Annotated in this window: 15 protein-coding genes and 1 riboswitch; of the genes, 11 read left to right on the forward strand and 4 right to left on the reverse strand. The window is 35.4% G+C overall.

Going from position 1 to position 18,073, the window contains the following annotated elements; all coding sequences use genetic code 11:
• The first annotated feature begins 15 nt into the window (after positions 1–15).
• Positions 16–1,551 carry an ABC-F family ATP-binding cassette domain-containing protein gene (locus tag OL233_RS04115; protein WP_275471093.1) on the forward strand — a complete coding sequence of 512 codons (1,536 nt, stop codon included), beginning with the start codon at positions 16–18 and terminating at the stop codon, positions 1,549–1,551.
• Positions 1,552–1,595: 44 nt separating this feature from the next.
• Here OL233_RS04115 and OL233_RS04120 read toward each other — a convergent pair whose 3' ends face one another.
• Complete coding sequence (locus OL233_RS04120; protein ID WP_275471094.1) at positions 1,596–1,802, reverse strand: hypothetical protein; 207 nt, start codon at positions 1,800–1,802, stop codon at positions 1,596–1,598.
• Between the two features lie 293 nt (positions 1,803–2,095).
• Here OL233_RS04120 and OL233_RS04125 point away from each other — a divergent pair, with 293 nt between their 5' ends.
• Both OL233_RS04125 and OL233_RS04130 read left to right on the forward strand, forming a co-directional pair.
• Positions 2,096–3,070, forward strand: coding sequence for a GMP reductase (locus OL233_RS04125; RefSeq protein WP_275471095.1), 975 nt, complete (start codon positions 2,096–2,098; stop codon positions 3,068–3,070).
• Between the two features lie 156 nt (positions 3,071–3,226).
• The gene (locus tag OL233_RS04130) at positions 3,227–4,666 is read left to right on the forward strand and encodes a serine hydrolase (RefSeq protein WP_275471096.1); all 1,440 of its coding nucleotides are present in this window, start codon (positions 3,227–3,229) and stop codon (positions 4,664–4,666) included.
• 37 nt (positions 4,667–4,703) lie between these two features.
• Here the strand turns inward: OL233_RS04130 and OL233_RS04135 are convergent, their stop codons facing one another.
• Together OL233_RS04135 and thiD are read right to left on the reverse strand one after the other, a co-directional pair.
• Positions 4,704–5,273 (reverse strand): ECF transporter S component, encoded by a 570-nt coding sequence (locus OL233_RS04135; protein ID WP_275471097.1) that lies wholly within the window; start codon positions 5,271–5,273, stop codon positions 4,704–4,706.
• A gap of 3 nt (positions 5,274–5,276) precedes the next feature.
• Positions 5,277–6,107, reverse strand: a complete 831-nt coding sequence (gene thiD / locus OL233_RS04140; RefSeq protein ID WP_275471098.1) for a bifunctional hydroxymethylpyrimidine kinase/phosphomethylpyrimidine kinase — start codon at positions 6,105–6,107, stop codon at positions 5,277–5,279.
• Positions 6,108–6,220: 113 nt separating this feature from the next.
• Here thiD and OL233_RS04145 point away from each other — a divergent pair, with 113 nt between their 5' ends.
• The 6 genes from OL233_RS04145 (at position 6,221) to lpdA (ending at position 16,564) form a co-directional block, all read left to right on the forward strand.
• Positions 6,221–7,654 carry an aminotransferase-like domain-containing protein gene (locus OL233_RS04145; protein ID WP_275471100.1) on the forward strand — a complete coding sequence of 478 codons (1,434 nt, stop codon included), beginning with the start codon at positions 6,221–6,223 and terminating at the stop codon, positions 7,652–7,654.
• Between the two features lie 68 nt (positions 7,655–7,722).
• Positions 7,723–7,890, forward strand: a riboswitch (M-box (ykoK) riboswitch).
• 331 nt (positions 7,891–8,221) lie between these two features.
• A complete protein-coding gene (mgtA, locus tag OL233_RS04150) occupies positions 8,222–10,852 on the forward strand; it encodes a magnesium-translocating P-type ATPase (RefSeq protein WP_275471101.1) in 2,631 nt (876 codons plus the stop codon).
• A 497-nt stretch (positions 10,853–11,349) separates the two neighbouring features.
• A complete protein-coding gene (gene pdhA / locus OL233_RS04155) occupies positions 11,350–12,462 on the forward strand; it encodes a pyruvate dehydrogenase (acetyl-transferring) E1 component subunit alpha (RefSeq protein ID WP_275471102.1) in 1,113 nt (370 codons plus the stop codon).
• A gap of 2 nt (positions 12,463–12,464) precedes the next feature.
• Positions 12,465–13,442 (forward strand): alpha-ketoacid dehydrogenase subunit beta, encoded by a 978-nt coding sequence (locus tag OL233_RS04160; RefSeq protein ID WP_275471103.1) that lies wholly within the window; start codon positions 12,465–12,467, stop codon positions 13,440–13,442.
• A 95-nt stretch (positions 13,443–13,537) separates the two neighbouring features.
• On the forward strand, positions 13,538–15,145 hold the full coding sequence (locus OL233_RS04165; protein ID WP_275471104.1) for a 2-oxo acid dehydrogenase subunit E2: 1,608 nt from the start codon (positions 13,538–13,540) through the stop codon (positions 15,143–15,145).
• 12 nt (positions 15,146–15,157) lie between these two features.
• Positions 15,158–16,564 (forward strand): dihydrolipoyl dehydrogenase, encoded by a 1,407-nt coding sequence (gene lpdA / locus OL233_RS04170; RefSeq protein ID WP_275471105.1) that lies wholly within the window; start codon positions 15,158–15,160, stop codon positions 16,562–16,564.
• A gap of 84 nt (positions 16,565–16,648) precedes the next feature.
• Here lpdA and OL233_RS04175 read toward each other — a convergent pair whose 3' ends face one another.
• Complete coding sequence (locus OL233_RS04175) at positions 16,649–17,158, reverse strand: hypothetical protein (protein ID WP_275471106.1); 510 nt, start codon at positions 17,156–17,158, stop codon at positions 16,649–16,651.
• Positions 17,159–17,366: 208 nt separating this feature from the next.
• Here OL233_RS04175 and OL233_RS04180 point away from each other — a divergent pair, with 208 nt between their 5' ends.
• Positions 17,367–17,501, forward strand: a complete 135-nt coding sequence (locus tag OL233_RS04180; protein ID WP_275471107.1) for a hypothetical protein — start codon at positions 17,367–17,369, stop codon at positions 17,499–17,501.
• Positions 17,502–17,625: 124 nt separating this feature from the next.
• A complete protein-coding gene (locus OL233_RS04185; RefSeq protein ID WP_275471108.1) occupies positions 17,626–18,039 on the forward strand; it encodes a DUF1149 family protein in 414 nt (137 codons plus the stop codon).
• The last annotated feature ends 34 nt before the right edge of the window (positions 18,040–18,073 follow it).

The following is an 18,073-nucleotide window of genomic DNA, read 5'->3' on the forward strand; positions in this document are numbered from 1 at the left end:
TTGGAGGATGAAAGTATGAGTATATTAACAATTGAAGAGTTGAACTATGAACTTCCTGACAAAGTGTTATATCAAGATAGTTCGTTGACGTTAAATGCCGGTGAACATATTGGGTTAACTGGTAAAAATGGAGCAGGAAAAAGTACCTTAATAAAAATATTAATAGATGAAGTCTTACCAGATTCAGGTAAGATAACATGGCAAAATAATATAAAAATCGGTTACTTAGAGCAGTATTTGAAAATAGAAGAAGAACAATCTATACGAGAGTTTTTGAAGTCAGCTTTTTCAGATTTGTACAAACTAGAGCAAGAAATACAGGAACATTATGACCAGTATGCGATTGATTTTTCTGATGAAAGTCTTGCAAAAGCTGGTGAAAAACAAGCTGTTTTAGAGCAAAAAGGGTTTTATGAAATTGAACAACAAATTGAAAGAATGGCGTTTGGTTTGGGGATTACAGCAATCGGATTAGATAAGAAGTTAGTTGAATTAAGTGGTGGACAACGTTCGAAAGTTTTTCTAGCCAAACTATTATTAGAAGAGCCGGATGTCTTACTTTTAGATGAGCCTACCAATTATTTAGATGACAGCCATGTTCAGTGGTTGAGTGAGTTTTTATCAGAGTTTGAAGGAGCCTATTTGGTCATTTCACATGATGCTCATTTCTTAGATAGTATTACGACATATATTGCAGATATTGAGTTTGGTAAAATTAAAAAATATCCAGGTAATCTTAATAAAGCACTCAAACTGAAAGAGATAGCGAACGAAAATTATTTAAAAGAGTTTCATGCTCAACAAGAAAAGATTAATAAGTTAGAAAGTTATATTAGAAAGAATAAAGCAGGGTCTCGTTCGACAATTGCAAAAAGTCGGGAAAAACAATTGAATAAAATTGATCGAATTGTCGCACCTGAAAAAATTGTAACCTCTACGTTTAATTTTCCTTACAAACCAACTTTAGTTAATTATATTGTTGAAACAACTGATTTAGGTATTGGGTATAAAGAAGAATTATTGCCTCGTCTTAATATCATTATTCAACGCGGTGAAAAAGTGGCAATAAATGGATTTAATGGGATTGGGAAATCAACCTTGCTTAAAACAATAATGGGAGAGATACCAGCGTTAAATGGTGTAGCAAAGTTAGCTGATGGGACAGATGTTAGTTATTTTTCTCAAGAGTTGATTTGGGAAAGTGATCGTATGAGTCCGTTTGATGTGGTCAGACAAGCTTATCCCGATTTAGTTGATAAGGAAGTTCGACAATTTTTAGCACGAGCGGGTATTCAAGATGACAACGTCAAGAAATCACTTAAGTATTTAAGTGGTGGGGAGCAAACGAAGGTTAAGTTGAGTTTAATGACAGTGGATTCTAGCAATGTATTAATATTAGACGAACCAACCAATCACTTAGATAAAGAAACTAAACGCGCTTTAAGAAAAGCCATATCAACGTATGAAGGAACAGTGTTACTTGTTTCTCATGAAAAAGAATTTTATACGCCATTTATTGACAGAGTGATTAATATAGAAGACTTGTCATAATGCATAAAAAAAACCACTATCTTTTTAGATAGTGGTTTTGCTTTTTAAACTAAAGATTCAAAATTAGAAAATGAGACAATTAATCGGTTATTCAGTTCTTCGCTACGTTCTGCATCAATTGCTTCAGTTTGACTGACAATAACAAGTGCTGAAGATTCGTAAAGCTTTTCGACTGCTCCTTGGAACTGTTTTTTCAGGATAGGACTTGTACATACATACGTTGAGCCTACTTCAATAGCATCTGCTTTCATTTCAAATCACCTACACTTTTTATCTTCATTGATTTAATAGTATCATAGTACGATATTTTGATGTGTTTAGCAACCATTATTTTAATTAAATAACATTAAATGGACGTATTCAATCTAAAAAAATAGTAATACATCAAATTGTTATACCTTTAAACACGAACATTATGTCATTGTTTTATATAAAAAGATAAGAAATTGTTGGATTTATTCTAGAGTTGACGTATATTATAGAGGTGGTCAGATGTTAATTACAAAAACTGACTAAAAATGTGTCTTTAAAAGGGGAAATAAAAATGGAAATTTTTGATTATGAAGATATTCAGTTAGTACCTAGAAAATGTATTGTTACCAGTAGAAAAGAGTGTGATACAACAATTAAGTTTGGCTCACATACATTCAAAATGCCTATAGTACCTGCGAATATGCAAACTATCATAGATGAGCCCTTAGCAGAATGGTTAGCGGAAAATGGTTATTTTTATGTAATGCACCGTTTTGAACCAGGAAAAAGAATAGCTTTTATTGAAAAGATGGCTCAAAAGGATTTAATTTCATCAATTAGTGTAGGCGTAAAAACAGAAGAATATGATTTTATAGAAGAACTAGCATCAAAAGAGTTGAAGCCAGATTACATCACAATTGATATCGCACATGGTCATTCAGATAGCGTCATTAAAATGGTTAAACACATCAAAGAGAAATTACCAGAAACATTTGTTATTGCTGGTAATGTTGGAACACCGGAAGCAGTAGTTGATTTAGAAAAAGCTGGTGCTGATGCGACTAAAGTAGGTATTGGACCAGGTAAGGTATGTATTACAAAAATTAAAACAGGATTTGGTACAGGTGGTTGGCAACTAGCTGCATTAAATAATTGTAGTAAAGTTGCTACTAAACCGCTTATTGCTGATGGTGGTATTAGAACAAATGGAGATATCGCTAAATCACTACGTTTTGGTGCGGATATGATAATGATAGGCTCTCTATTTGCGGGGCATAAAGAATCTCCTGGTGATTTGATTGAAGTAGATGGTCAGTTAATGAAAGAATACTTTGGTAGTGCATCAGAGTATCAAAAAGGTGAGCATCAAAATGTTGAGGGCAAGAGAATGTTAATGCCTTACAAAGGGAATTTGGAAGATACACTTATTGAAATGGAACAAGATTTACAATCTTCTATTTCATACGCAGGTGGGACATCGATTCAAGCAATCAAAGAAGTAGATTATGTTGTTTTGAAAAATTCTATCTATAATGGTGATCGTTAAATTTTAATAAATAGTAAAAAGATAATTATGTTAGCATAGTTATCTTTTTTTTGTTCGAAAAAAATAACGTAAAAAAGCTGATATTTTATATCTTTTTATAGTATTATAGAGGGTAGAGATTAAATCGTGAGAAATTGACGAGGAAGGAGATATACTGTGTTTTGTGAAGATTGTGAAGAAGAACTAAAGGAAACCGATAAGGTCTGTCAGGTATGTGGCAAAAAAGTGAAGCAACCTATCGATAAAAAGAAGTATTTAATGGCTCTAGCTTTACTTACTTTAGTTGGTGGGACTGCGACAGCTGGAGTTGTAGCATATAAAAATAATCAAAAAAATTCTGGAAGTGTTTCAACAACAGAAACTAGCGAAAGCAAAGGTGGCATCATGCTAGAAGATGTAGAAGAAACAGAAGAAACTTCTAAAGATAAATCTAAAGACAAGGATAAATCTAAAGACAAGGATAAATCTAAAGACAAGGATAAATCTAAAGACAAGGATAAATCTAAAGACAAGGATAAATCTAAAGACAAAGATAAATCTAAAGACAAAGATAAATCCAAAGACAAGGATAAATCTAAAGACGAGAAAAAATCTAAAGATGAAGATAAGTCTAAAGGCGTGGAAAAATCCAAAGACGAAGGCAAGTCGAAAGATCAAGATAAATCTAATGATGAGGATAAATCCAACAATAAGGATGAGTCCAGAGGTGACGGGAAGTTAAATACTAAGGATAAAGCTGTTGGTATAGCACCAAAATCACCAAACCAAAGCACTATAAATTTATTAGATGATGGAACAGAAGATATTGTTAATCCAGAAGTGAGATCAGCTCTAGATACGCAATTAAAAAACGTTTATGGTACTAATTCTTATTATTTCCAAGATATAAGTGTTCAACAAGCTTTTGAAACAAATGATCAAAAACAGTTGGCTGCAGGAATGATTAATTTATATATTATGCAAATGCTATTTGATAAGGTAGAAGAAGGTAAGCTTGAATTATCGGGCAGTTATAAACTAACTTCTAAAGATAAAACAAGTGGCACTGGTGTATTGAAAGACATGTCAGATGGTACTACTTTAACGAATGAAAAATTAGTTGAGTATATGTTGGTTGATAGTGACAATACGGCAACAAATGTTTTAATCAATCGTTTAGGTGGGCTTGGTGAAATAGAGAAGTTTATTCAATCCAAAGGCTATTCAAATACTCATATAAATCGTAAAATGGCTGATATGGGAGCAATAAGTCAAGGGAAAGAAAATTATACTTCTGTAAAAGATACAGGAAATTTACTTTCTAAGTTGTATAAACATGATTTGGTTTCTAAAGATATGGATGATAAGATGCTTGCCGTTCTTTCTAAAAATAAAGATAAAGCTAAATTAAGAAAAGAGTTACCAAAAGATGCCATCGTGTATAGTAATTCAGGTCAATTTAGTAATTATGGTGTTATCAATGATGCGATGATTGTAAAAACAAAAGATAAAACATTTGTTTTAGTTGTGTTAATGCAAAATGGTGATCAATACACTCAAATCTCAACTATGAATACAATAGGTTCTAAAGTTTATAACTTAATGACTAGTAAATAAAAAACACTGAGAAGAGCTAACTTCTCAGTGTTTTTTATTATAACGATGTTTTCTTATAGAAAGATTGGGTTAATTTTTTTAATGAAGGGTATATAAGAGTTACGATAATGACGGTTGAAACGGTATTAACCAATGTAGCAGGTAATGATCCAATTGCGCTAACTAATGCTGTTTTAGAATTTGATGTCATAATAAAAGACATGGTCCAATTTTTTAAAAATGTCATAATAATTTTAGCTATTCCAGCACCTGTTGCTGTCAAAATAATAGTTAGGATGCTTTCCTTTTTAGTTTTCAGAGTATTAAAAATAAGAATAGCAACCCCCCCTACGATAAAACTTTCAATAAAGAAGTAAGGAGCTTCAAGTGGAAAACCATTTAAAAGATCGAAAATAGCGAAGCCCATTCCACCAGCAAGAGCCCCTTTCTTATATCCTAGTAATAATACTGAAAGTAAAAGAACACTATTACCTAAATGAATAAAGGGCGCTCCAAAGGCACTTGGAACAGGTATTCGAATCATAGTACCAATAATAGTAAGTGTAGCGAAAAGTGCAATAAGCACGATATCATTTGTTGCGATTGTTTTTTTAGTTTGAGAGGTCATTTATTAGTTTTTCTCCTTTTTGAGTCTCAGTTCAGCTTGGTTATAGGCACCATGCCACACATGTCCAAGGAATGGATTGATTTCTAGGCCGTTTTTAATAGCAGCCGCAACGAATTTTTTTGCTAACAGAACGGAGTCTTTGACAGATAAACCATTACCTAATCCGGCAGTGATGGCAGCTGCAAAAGTACAACCTGCACCGTGATTATAATCTGTTTCAAATTTTTCATTCTCTAATAATAAAAACGCGTCACCATCATAAAACAAATCGATTGCTTTATCTGTGTTTAGACGTTTACCGCCTTTTATAACGACATTTTTAGGGCCAAGTTCAAGTATGCGGCTAGCCGCTTGTTTCATATCATCAATAGTCGCTAATTCACCTAGGCCTGATAGGATACCTGCTTCAATCAAATTAGGTGTGGTAATAGTTGCAACAGGAAGTAGCAGTTCTTTCATAAGTGCAACATTCTCTGGTTGTAATAATTCTGACGTCCCTTTGCAAGCCATAACAGGATCGACAACGATATTTTTTTGATTGTACATGTCAATGTATTTTCTAGCAAGGCGAATAGTATCAAGTTCACCAAGCATTCCTGTTTTTAGTGCTTGAAGGGGTGCGCCTGCATAGACAGTTTTTAGTTGTTTATCGACTAAATCAGTAGATAAAGATGTTACTGTATGTGACCAATTCTCGTCGGCATCCATAGTGACAAAACTAGTGATTGTTGAAAAACCAAAAGTTCCGTATTCTTGAAACGTTTTTAAATCGGCTTGTATGCCAGCGCCGCCACTTGAGTCGGATCCAGCTATCGTTAAAATTTTGGGTATCATAATAAGTTAACCTCCATTTAGTTTGTTGTCATAATAATAAGTGATATACTCTTTTATAGAAACATCCAATTGGGTTATCTATAGGTCATCCACTTTAAAGGGAGGTTTATAAAATGTGGCAATTAAAAAAAGAAAAAAGTAAACCGGTCTATCAACAAATTGTTGAACTTATTTTAGACTATATTGATCAAGGTCATCTATTACCTGGTGAAAAGATACCATCTGAAAGAAAATTAGCCGAACTATTAAATGTTAATCGAACAACGATAGTTCATGCATTGGATGAACTGGTGTCAATGGGAGTGATTGTCAGAAAGAGAGGCAGTGGAACCAGTGTAAACGATGGGAAATGGGGTGTATACCGTGGGAGTACGATTGATTGGCGTCAATACCTGTCGCAAGGAAGTACACTAAAAAATCATGAGTATAATCAAAAAGTTCAATTGTTATTATCTAATGAAAAAGAGTTAAGGCTACTGGATGTTTATTCAGGGGATTTACCTTTAGGATTAGTTCCGGAACTAGATCTGCCTACTATTTCTTGGAAGGAATTTTTAAATGAAGAGAAAAGACAAGATAACTATGGTTATTTTCCTTTACGAAAAGTAATAGTTAAGCGATTAAACCAGATAAATAAGTTAAAACTTAATGTGGATAATTTAATGCTAACACCTGGTGCTCAACAAGCATTATTACTTTTGGTTCAAGTGTTATTAAACAATGGAGATGCGATAGCTATTGAAGAGCCCTCATCATTTTATCAGCTGCCAATGTTTCAGGCTGCAGGAATTCGAGTATATGGAATCCCGGTTGATAAAGAAGGGATGAGAGTTGATTTACTAGAAGAAAAAATTTTAAAAAATCGAATAAAAATGGTTTTGGTCAATCCTAATTATCAAAATCCCACAGGAACAACAATGGGGTTGAAACGCAGAAAGGCACTGATAGACCTATGTCGAAAATATCAGCTTCCAATAGTTGAGGATGATGTTTTTGGAGAATTATACTTTGATGAAGAGTCACGGCCACCATTATTAAAAAAAATGGACCCGGAAAATGTTATTTATATAGGGTCATTCTCTAAAATTCTTGGTGCAACTACAAAAATAGGATGGGTAAGCGGACCTGTAAAAGTAATTGAAAAGTTAGCAAAAATTAGATCAGAATTAGATTTAAATATGAGTATATTTCCTCAAGTTTTGGCATATAATGCTTTAGAGAATAAAACGTATGAATCTCAGATGTCACATTTACGAATTGTATTATTTGAAAAGATGACCGATTTGGTTGCCAGATTAGATGAAAAGTTAAAGGATGAGGTTACTTATTATATTCCTGAAGGAGGCTGTTATTTATGGTTAACCTTTAAGAATGTGAGAATAACAATCACTGACTATGATTTTCTTTTAACAAAAGGAGTATTGGTGACACCAGGATTTGTTTTAGGGTCAGGACCTCAAAGTATGCGTATTAATTTTTCGAGGCTAACACCTGAACAGTCTGTTATTTTGGTAGATGCTTTGGTAGAGATGATAGGAAAGAGATAACAGATACTCTGGATATTGTTTGACAGAAATGAAAGTAAAGGCTACACTGTATGTGAATCAAGAACAAAGATACAATCTGTTAGGTGAGGCTCCTATATTGGAAATACGCTGCTGCTCAAAAATGTCGAGAGACGCCAATGAGTCAACTGGAATTGTCGAACAAGGCTCTTCCTAATGTAGCTGACGAACTTTCGTCTAAGCCATATAGTGCTAAAACTCGACGATGAGATTTGGTATTTGCTTGTAGGCTTATTTAAGTTTATTTATGCATGCACTTCTCATTAGTTGAGGAGTGCATTTTTGTATTCAAAACTAAGATTGAAACGTGTTCTTAAATTAAGATAAAAGAAAGGGTGAGGAGTTTGGATAGTTGTAGACAGTTAGAAAAAGCGGAACCAGGAAGTAGTCGACAGCAAAGAAGGACGATTATTGGTTGCTTTGATGATAGAGACATCAAGCTCCCTGCTCTAAAATAATAAATTTTTTATTTTTTTAGCCTGTGGTTTGAGAGTATCAAAGTGTTGATGGCAGTTTTTCTTTGCTACTTATGAAAGCGAGGAAATTGACATGAAAAACAAAAAAAGAAACTTTAATCAATTAAATAGACAGGAAGTAAAAGATTCAGAATTAAAACAATTGGCAGCTCTATCGGAACGCGAGTTGATGATGACCTTAAGAACATCACCAAATGGCCTATCGAAAGAAGATGCTGAAGACCGCCTAGAAGAATATGGACCTAATGAAATTGCTAGTGAGAGTCCGATACCAGCGTGGCGTTTATTCTTAAAGGCTTTTCAAGATCCTTTTGTTTATGTATTGGCTTTATTATTAGTTGTATCAGCAGCAACTAAAGACTATGAAGCAGCTATTATTATGGGGATTATGATTTTATGTAGTGCTTTAATTCAATTTGTTCAAAGCTATCGCTCGCAAAAGGCAAGCTTTGAATTAAAAGAAATGATTGAAAATACTTGTGCGATTACAAGAGATGGTGTGACAACAGAAATCCCAATGGATGAAGTTGTACCTGGCGATATTTTAACACTTTCAACAGGTGACATGATTCCTGCAGATGCAGTATTAATTTGGTCAAATGATTTATTCGTCAATCAAAGTTCTTTAACAGGTGAATCGATGCCAGTTGAAAAGTTTGTTGAAGCGGGTGTGGATGAAAAGCAATTGAAAGACCCAAGTTTGACAGCATTAGATATGGAAGATTTAGTTTTCATGGGAACGGACGTCTTGAGTGGTCAAGGTAGAGCGATTATTTTAAGAACGGGCGCTAGTACATTCTTTGGTGATATTGCTAAAACAGCAACAGGGCAGCGTGGCGATACAGCCTTTGACGTAGGGATGAATAAAGTAAGTAAATTGCTACTTAGAATGGTAGTGGTGTTATTCCCCGTTGTATTATTACTTAATGGCTTTACAAAAGGGGATTGGAGTCAAGCTTTCTTCTTCGCTATTGCTGTGGCTGTGGGATTAACACCAGAGATGTTACCGATGATTGTCACAAGCAATTTGGCTAAAGGGGCATTAAGTCTTTCTAAAAAGAAAGTTATTGTGAAAGAATTAGCCGCTATTCAAAACTTAGGAAGCATGGATGTGTTGTGTACCGATAAAACAGGAACGATTACAGAAGACGAAGTCGTTCTAGTAGAACACGTCAACCCATTAGGTAAAGAAAATGATGAGGTATTGAACCTTGCTTATTTAAATTCTAATTATCAAACAGGCTGGAAAAACCTAATTGATCATGCTGTCATTAATTATTACAGCAAAGCTGTTGCCGAAAATGATCGACCTAGTGTAGAGAAAATAGATGAGATTCCTTTTGATTTTACACGTAGACGTTTAACGGTGGCAGTTGAAACCGAAGGCCACCAACTAATGGTAACAAAAGGCGCTGTTGAAGAGATGATGACAATCTGTTCGCAAGTCGAAATAGATGGTGAAATCCGTGACCTAACACCTGAACTACACGAGCAAATGATGAGAGTTAACAATAGTATGAATGAGAGAGGTATGCGTGTCATTGGTGTAGCCTACCGTAAAGATGTGTATACTGAAGCGAACTACTCAGTTGCAGATGAGCAAGAGATGATACTTGTTGGTTTTATTGGGTTCTTAGATCCGGCAAAAGTTTCAGCAATTCCTGCGATTTCTTCCTTACAAGAACATGGTGTAACGGTTAAAGTACTGACAGGTGATAATGAAATTGTAGCAAGAAAAGTGTGTCAAGATGTGGGAATTCCGGTGACGGATGTATTAGTCGGTAATCAAATTGAAGAGATGTCGGATGATGAACTTATTAATATAGTAGAAAGTGTTAACTTATTTGCTAAATTATCTCCTATGCAAAAATCACGAATTATTAATTTACTTCAGAAAAAAGGACATACTGTTGGCTTTATGGGAGACGGTATTAATGATGCACCAGCATTAAGAAAAGCAGATGTAGGGATTTCTGTTGACACAGCAGCGGATATCACAAAGGATGCTAGTTCAATTATTTTATTAGAGAAAAGTTTAACCGTACTTGAGGATGGGATTATAGAAGGACGTAAAGTATTTTGTAATATGATGAAGTATATCAAAGTAACAATCAGTTCAAACTTTGGTAATGTCTTCTCTGTATTAGTAGCCAGTGCTTTCTTGCCGTTCTTACCGATGTTGTCTCTGCAATTGCTGGTACAGAACTTAGTTTACGATATTGCACAACTAACAACACCTTGGGACAATGTAGATGAAGAAGATATTGAAAAACCTGTAAAATGGGGAACAAACGGTTTACTGAAATTCACATTGTGCATTGGGCCTGTAAGTAGTATTTTTGATATCTTGACATTTGCCTTAATGTGGACTGTATTTGGTGCAAATACAGTAGCTGAACAAGGGTTATTCCAAGCAGGGTGGTTCTTAGTAGGTTTAACAACTCAAACGTTAGTGGTTCATATTGTTAGAACTAAAAAGATTCCGTTTATCCAAAGCCGTTCAAGTTTTTCGCTTGGATTGGCTAGTATAGCTGCAATCTTAATAGGGATTGGAATTATAGTGACGCCTTTGCGTGATTCATTCCATTTTAGTGCGTTACCATCTAACTATTGGGGATGGTGGCTTGCAATAAATATCATGTATATGATAACAGTACAAGCTGCTAAGCAACTTTATATAAAAGTAAATGGCGAATGGCTCTAAAAAAACAAAAAAGTTTTTTAAAAAATCTAAAAAGATTTATTTCACTAAGTAACTTAAAAGGGAACAGATAAAAAAAATAAAACGTAGAGACTATGGTTTTATCCAATAGTCCCTACGTTTATTTTTTTGTGAACAAAGATTAAATAAGAGGATAAGATAACAATAAGGAATGCATAAAACTTGATGATGTAGGGATTTGTGAGATATAATTATAACATAAAGAAAACGTTTCCGATGGAGTGAGTTTAATAGCTTAGGTTATTTATAACAGATTAACTAGATTAAAAGAGGTTTCGTAAGATAGTGAACACCCTCACTAACTATAACAGTGTGTGTAACTGTTATAGTTCTGTTGCTACTTTTTGATAAGCTTAATCACTTGCAATGGTTGAAACCACGTGGTAAATTAGACTCGTAAGCACAGAGGAAACTGATACAGATTTTAACTCTGTTTAAAAAAACACACTAATTAATGTAAAAGAGAGGATTGTGTCACAATGGCGAAAGAAAAAAACAACCCGCTTGATTTTGAAAAGTTCCTAGCAGATATTAGCGCTGACTTTCCAACATACCAAGTTTTAGATGAGGATGGAAATGTAACAAATCCGGATTTAATGCCTGAATTATCAGATGAAGAATTAGTTGAATTAATGAGTAATATGGTTTGGTCACGTGTATTAGACCAACGTTCAACTGCTTTAAACCGTCAAGGACGTTTAGGTTTCTACGCTCCAACTGCTGGACAAGAAGCTTCTCAATTAGGTAGTCAATTTGCAATGGATAAAGAAGATTACTTATTACCAGGGTACCGTGATGTACCTCAATTAATTAAACAAGGTTTACCACTAACAGAAGCGTTCTTATGGTCACGTGGACATGTTGCTGGTAACTACTACCCAGATACATTAAAAGCATTACCACCACAAATCATTATCGGTGCTCAATACGTTCAAGCAGCAGGTGTTGCTTTAGGACTTAAAATGCGTAAAAAAGATAACGTTGTTGTAACATACACTGGTGACGGTGGATCTTCACAAGGGGACTTCTACGAAGGTATTAACTTCGCTGGAGCTTACAAAGGAAACGCAATTTTCTTCATCCAAAATAACGGATTCGCGATTTCTACTCCACGTGAAAAACAAACAGCAGCAACTACATTAGCTCAAAAAGCTGTAGCAGCAGGAATCCCAGGGATTCAAGTAGACGGTATGGATGCATTAGCCGTATACGCTGTAACTAAAAAAGCTAGAGAATGGTCAATTGCAGGAAATGGTCCTGTCTTAATCGAAACATTAACTTACCGTTATGGTCCACATACATTATCAGGTGATGACCCAACTCGTTACCGTTCAAAAGAAGAAGATACTATTTGGGAAAAACGTGATCCATTAAAACGTCTACGTATCTACTTAACAAACAAAGGCCTTTGGTCAGAAGAAAAAGAAGAAGCTGTTATCGAAGCTACTAAAGAAGAAATCAAAGTTGCTATTAAAGAAGCTGACGCTGTTCCAAAACAAAAAGTATCAGACTTCCTTAAAAACATGTTTGAAGTTTCTCCTCAAAGCATTAAAGAACAAATCGAAATCTATGAAGCAAAGGAGTCTAAATAATCATGGCACAAAAAACAATGATCCAAGCGATTACAGATGCGCTTGCTGTTGAATTAGAAAAAGATCCTAATGTCCTAATCTTTGGTGAAGACGTAGGTAATAACGGTGGGGTATTCCGTGCGACTGAAGGCTTACAAGCTAAGTTTGGTGAAGACCGCGTGATGGATGCACCTCTTGCAGAATCAGGTATCGGTGGTATGGCTTTCGGTTTAGCATTAGAAGGTTATCGTCCAGTTCCTGAAATCCAATTCTTCGGATTTATCTTTGAAGTTATGGATGAAGTAGTAGCACAAATGGCACGTACTCGTTACCGTATGGGTGGCACTCGTCACATGCCTATCACAATCCGCGCACCATTTGGTGGAGGAGTTCATACTCCAGAATTACATGCTGATAACTTAGAAGGGCTTATTGCTCAATCTCCTGGTATCCGTGTTGTTATTCCATCAAACCCATATGATGCTAAAGGATTATTAATTTCAGCTATTCGTGATAACGATCCAGTTGTCTTCTTAGAGCACATGAAATTATACCGTTCATTCCGTGAGGAAGTTCCAGATGGTGAATACACTGTTCCTTTAGATAAAGCAGCTGTTACTAAAGAAGGTAAAGATGTTTCTATTATTACTTACGGTGCAATGGTTCGCGAATCTATTAAAGCAGCAGAAAAATTAGAAGCAGCAGGTATCTCAGTAGAAATTATTGACTTACGTACAGTTGCTCCATTAGATATTGAAACAATTATCGCTTCAGTTGAAAAAACTGGCCGCGTAGTAGTTGTTCAAGAAGCTCAAAAACAAGCTGGTGTAGCAGCACAAGTTATTTCTGAAATTTCAGAACGCGCTGTTCTTTCATTAGAAGCACCAATCGGACGTGTATCTGCTCCAGATACTGTTTTCCCATTCGGTCAAGCTGAAAATGCTTGGTTACCAAATGCGGCTGATATCGAAGCTAAAGTTAAAGAAGTTTACGAATTCTAAGAATAGATAATTAAAATAGAAGTTTAGGGAGTGAGCTTATTAGAGCTGCTCCCTAAGCTATAACAATAACTGAAATTGAAGGGAAGAGTGCGATCATGGCATTTAAATTTAAATTACCAGATATCGGTGAAGGTATTGCAGAAGGCGAAATCGTAAAATGGTTTGTAGCAGTAGGCGATACAATTAACGAAGATGATACATTATTAGAAGTACAAAACGATAAATCAGTGGAGGAAATTCCATCTCCAGTAACGGGTAAAGTTTTAAACATCGTTGTTTCTGAAGGAACTGTAGCAAACGTTGGTGACGTTTTAATCGAAATCGACGCTCCAGGACATGAAGATAATGACGCACCAGCTGAAGCTACAGCGGCAGCACCTGCACCAGCAGCGGCTCCAGCAGCACCAGCAGGCGGCGTATTCCAATTCAAATTACCAGATATCGGTGAAGGTATTGCAGAAGGCGAAATCGTAAAATGGTTTGTAGCAGCAGGCGATACAATCAACGAAGATGATACATTATTAGAAGTACAAAATGATAAATCTGTTGAAGAAATTCCATCTCCAGTAACAGGTAAAGTTGTGAACGTTGTTGTTCCAGAAGGAACAGTAGCAAACGTTGGTGATGTATTAATCGAAATCGATGCTCCAGGACACAACGATGCACCTGCATCAGCTCCAGCGGCAGCAGCATCTACAACTTCTTCATCAGCTCCAGCAGCGGCAGCGGTAGTTCCAGTAGCAGCTGACCCATCAAAACGCGTTTTAGCAATGCCTTCAGTACGTCAATATGCACGTGAAAAAGGAATTGATATTTCAACTGTACCTGCAACAGGTAAAGGTGGACGTGTTCTTAAATCAGATATTGATGCAGTTGCAGCAGGCGGCGCTCCAGTAGCGGCAACAGCTCCAGCAGCAACAGCAACTACAGAAGCACCAGCAGCTCCTAAAGCAGCAGCTACACCAGTTGCAGCACCAATTGCTCCAGCAGCAAGCGGCGAAGCTCAAACTCGTGAAAAACTTACACCAATGCGTAAAGCAATTTCTAAAGCAATGGTTAACAGTAAACATACAGCGCCACACGTTACATTATTTGATGACGTTGAAGTTTCTAAAATGTGGGATCACCGTAAGAAATTTAAAGATACAGCAGCTAAGCAAGATGTTAAATTAACATTCTTACCTTACGTTGTTAAAGCGTTAGTTGCGACAATGCGCGACTTCCCAATCTTAAATGCTTCAATCGATGATACAACAGAAGAAATTGTTTACAAAAACTACTATAACATCGGTATTGCTACAGATACTCCAAACGGATTATTTGTACCAAACATTAAAAATGCTGATTCAAAAGGTATGTTTGCAATCGCAAGCGAAATTACTTCTAATGCTCAAAAAGCAATGTCAGGTAAATTAGCTGCAGGCGAAATGCGCGATGGTACTGTTACAATCAGTAACATTGGTTCAGCTCGTGGTGGCTGGTTCACTCCAGTTATCAACTACCCTGAAGTAGCTATTTTAGGTGTAGGTACTATCGATCAACAACCAATCGTAAACGAAGATGGCGAATTAGCTGTTGGACGCGTTATGAAATTATCATTAAGCTTCGACCACCGTATTGTTGATGGCGCGACAGCTCAAAATGCTATGAACAACATTAAACGTTTATTAGCAGATCCAGAATTATTATTAATGGAAGGGTAAGGTGACTCACACATGGTAGTAGGAGATTTCGCTTTAGAATTAGATACAGTAGTAATCGGAGCTGGCCCTGGTGGGTATGTAGCAGCAATCCGTGCAGCACAAATGGGACAAAAAGTAGCAATTATTGAACGTGAATACATCGGCGGCGTTTGTTTAAACGTCGGATGTATCCCTTCAAAAGCCCTAATCAGTGCTGGTCATAAATACCAAGAAGCTCTAGATTCAGAAATCTTTGGTGTTACAACTAAAGGTGTAGAATTAGACTTCACTAAAACTCAAGATTGGAAAGATAACGGCGTTGTTAAGAAATTAACTTCAGGTGTTGAATTCCTTCTTAAGAAAAATAAAGTTGAAGTAATCAGAGGGGAAGCTTTCTTCGTTGACGAGCACACTTTACGTGTTATCAATGACGAATCAGCTCAAACTTATGAATTCAACAATGCGATTGTGGCAACGGGTAGTCGTCCAATCGAAATCCCAGGATTTAAATTTGCAGGTCGCGTTTTAGATTCTACAGGCGGATTAAACTTAAAAGAACTTCCTAAGAAAATGGTTATCGTTGGGGGAGGAGTTATCGGTGCTGAATTAGGTGGCGCTTATGCTAACCTAGGTACTGAAGTAACTATCCTTGAAGGTTCTCCACAAATTTTACCAACATTTGAAAAAGATATGGTTAAATTAGTTGAATCATCATTCGATAAAAAAGGTATTAAAGTTGTCACTAAAGCAATGGCTAAAGAAGCAGTTGACAATGGTGATAGCGTGACAGTTAAATACGAAGTTGATGGAAAAGCTGAAGAAGTAACTGCTGATTACGTAATGGTAACTGTTGGACGTCGTCCAAATACGGATGAATTAGGTTTAGAAGTAGCAGGTGTTGAAATGACTGAACGTGGTTTAGTTAAAGTAGATAACCAAGGACGTACAAACGTATCTTCAATCTTCGCGATTGGTGATATCACTCCTGGAGCTGCTCTTGCTCATAAAGCAAGCTACGAAGCTAAAATCGCTGCTGAAGCTATCTCAGGTAAAGCAGTTGCAATTGATTACACAGCTATGCCTGCTGTAGCCTTTACAGATCCTGAATTAGCTACTGTTGGTTTAACTGAAAAAGAAGCTAAAGAACAAGGCTTAGATGTTAAAGCATCTAAATTCTCATTAGGTGGAAATGGCCGTGCTATTTCTCTTGACCAAATGGAAGGTTTCGTTCGTTTAGTAACAACTAAAGAAGATAATGTAATCGTTGGGGCACAAGTTGCCGGCGTATCTGCAAGTGACGTTATTGCTGAACTAGGTTTAGCAATTGAAGCTGGTATGAATGCTGAAGACATCGCTTTAACAATTCATTCTCATCCATCATTAGCTGAAGCTGTTATGGATACTGCTGAATTAGCATTAGGTATGCCAATTCACATGTAATATAAATAAAAACTTGTCAGATTAAATTCTGACAAGTTTTTTATTATAGTAATAAAAAAAAGAACAGGACTTTTTAGTCTTGTTCTATTTTTTTTCTTCAATTTCTATTAAAGTGACTTCTTCATTTTTATTAACAGTATAGTTCACATCATATGAAAGATTGTAATCGTTGGATTCAAAAACTTGTGAATTTGTTGAGCTATCTTTTATATCCTTTAATTCAGCATCAGGTGGAAGTTGTTCTTCGATTGCTGATAAGAAGAATATTTTATTTAGCTTTTTATTAAGAGGAAGCTCTTCGAAATTTAATTCAATTTTTTGAATAATATTATCAGAATCTACAGTGTAGTTAATCAATCCAGTATCTGTTTTTTCTGAGAAAATAACCGTATCTTCTTTTTCTAAATTTTCTTTATCGAGAACACCTAGAACGGTGTTATTTGGATATTTAGATGTTACTTTTTTCTTCTTTTTACCACTTTTTTCAATTTTTTGTGAACCGTCTGGTTTACTCTTTCTCGGTGGATCAGGTGTACATGCAGAAAGTGAAAGTAAAATGATGACTAGAAATGATGGAAATAGTATTTTTTTCATGGGAACTCCTTTACAGTAGGTTATTACTCTTTTCGTAAAAAATGTTTATAAACTACTTTAATGATAACATATTTGTTCAAAAAAAAGATTATTCTTTTTTTTTAATCAAAATAGATAAAAATTAAATTTGTTTGTTTATAAGGTCTATAGTATTCTACTTAGAGTGATTATTTTAAGTATGTTTGCTTAAGAATTTAGGGGGTGAATCATGTTATTCTATGTATTAACGGGATTAATCGTGATTCTATTAGTTTTAATAGTTATAATGAGTGCGATATTTTGCTATTCGTATATTCAATCTAAGCAGAAAGAATGGTCTGATAAAAATAAGGCGGAATTATAATTTATAGAAAAGTATTTAAAAAAGTTAAATTTTTTTAAAATATAGAGTATAATAAACGTATTGAATTAAAATTTTATATTTTAAAGTAATATTTAAAATGAAAGATTACCTAGGAGGCTATACAATGAACATTACAAGAAATCCTGAGTTAGTTGAATCATTTCATTATGATTTAAACAATCCAGAGAATGAGTTAGAAACAAATATTGCAGTTGAAATCGTACCGATTGATATGAGTGAACAAGAAGATTTTCCGCAGGACACTAGTTGCGTACTAGGCCTACGCGTTGTTTATCAAATCGTTTATGAGGCTTTTGTTTTAACAGGAGCGGTTCGTCAACCTGTTATCGTGAATGACCGTATCATTACAGAGCCGTCAGAATTAACGCAAGAAGAGGTTAGCGAATTGATGCAACCTTTATTCTCTATTATTAAACGCATGACATACGAAGTGACTGAGATTGCTTTAGACCAACCAGGTGTAGAGTTAAACTTCTCATCAACTGCAGAACCGATGACAGAAGAAACAGAAGCATAAAAGACAGCCTTTAAGGCTGTTTTTTGTTTATTAT

It is taken from the genome of Vagococcus proximus, assembly GCF_029143285.1.
Lineage (GTDB): Bacteria > Bacillota > Bacilli > Lactobacillales > Vagococcaceae > Vagococcus_D > Vagococcus_D proximus.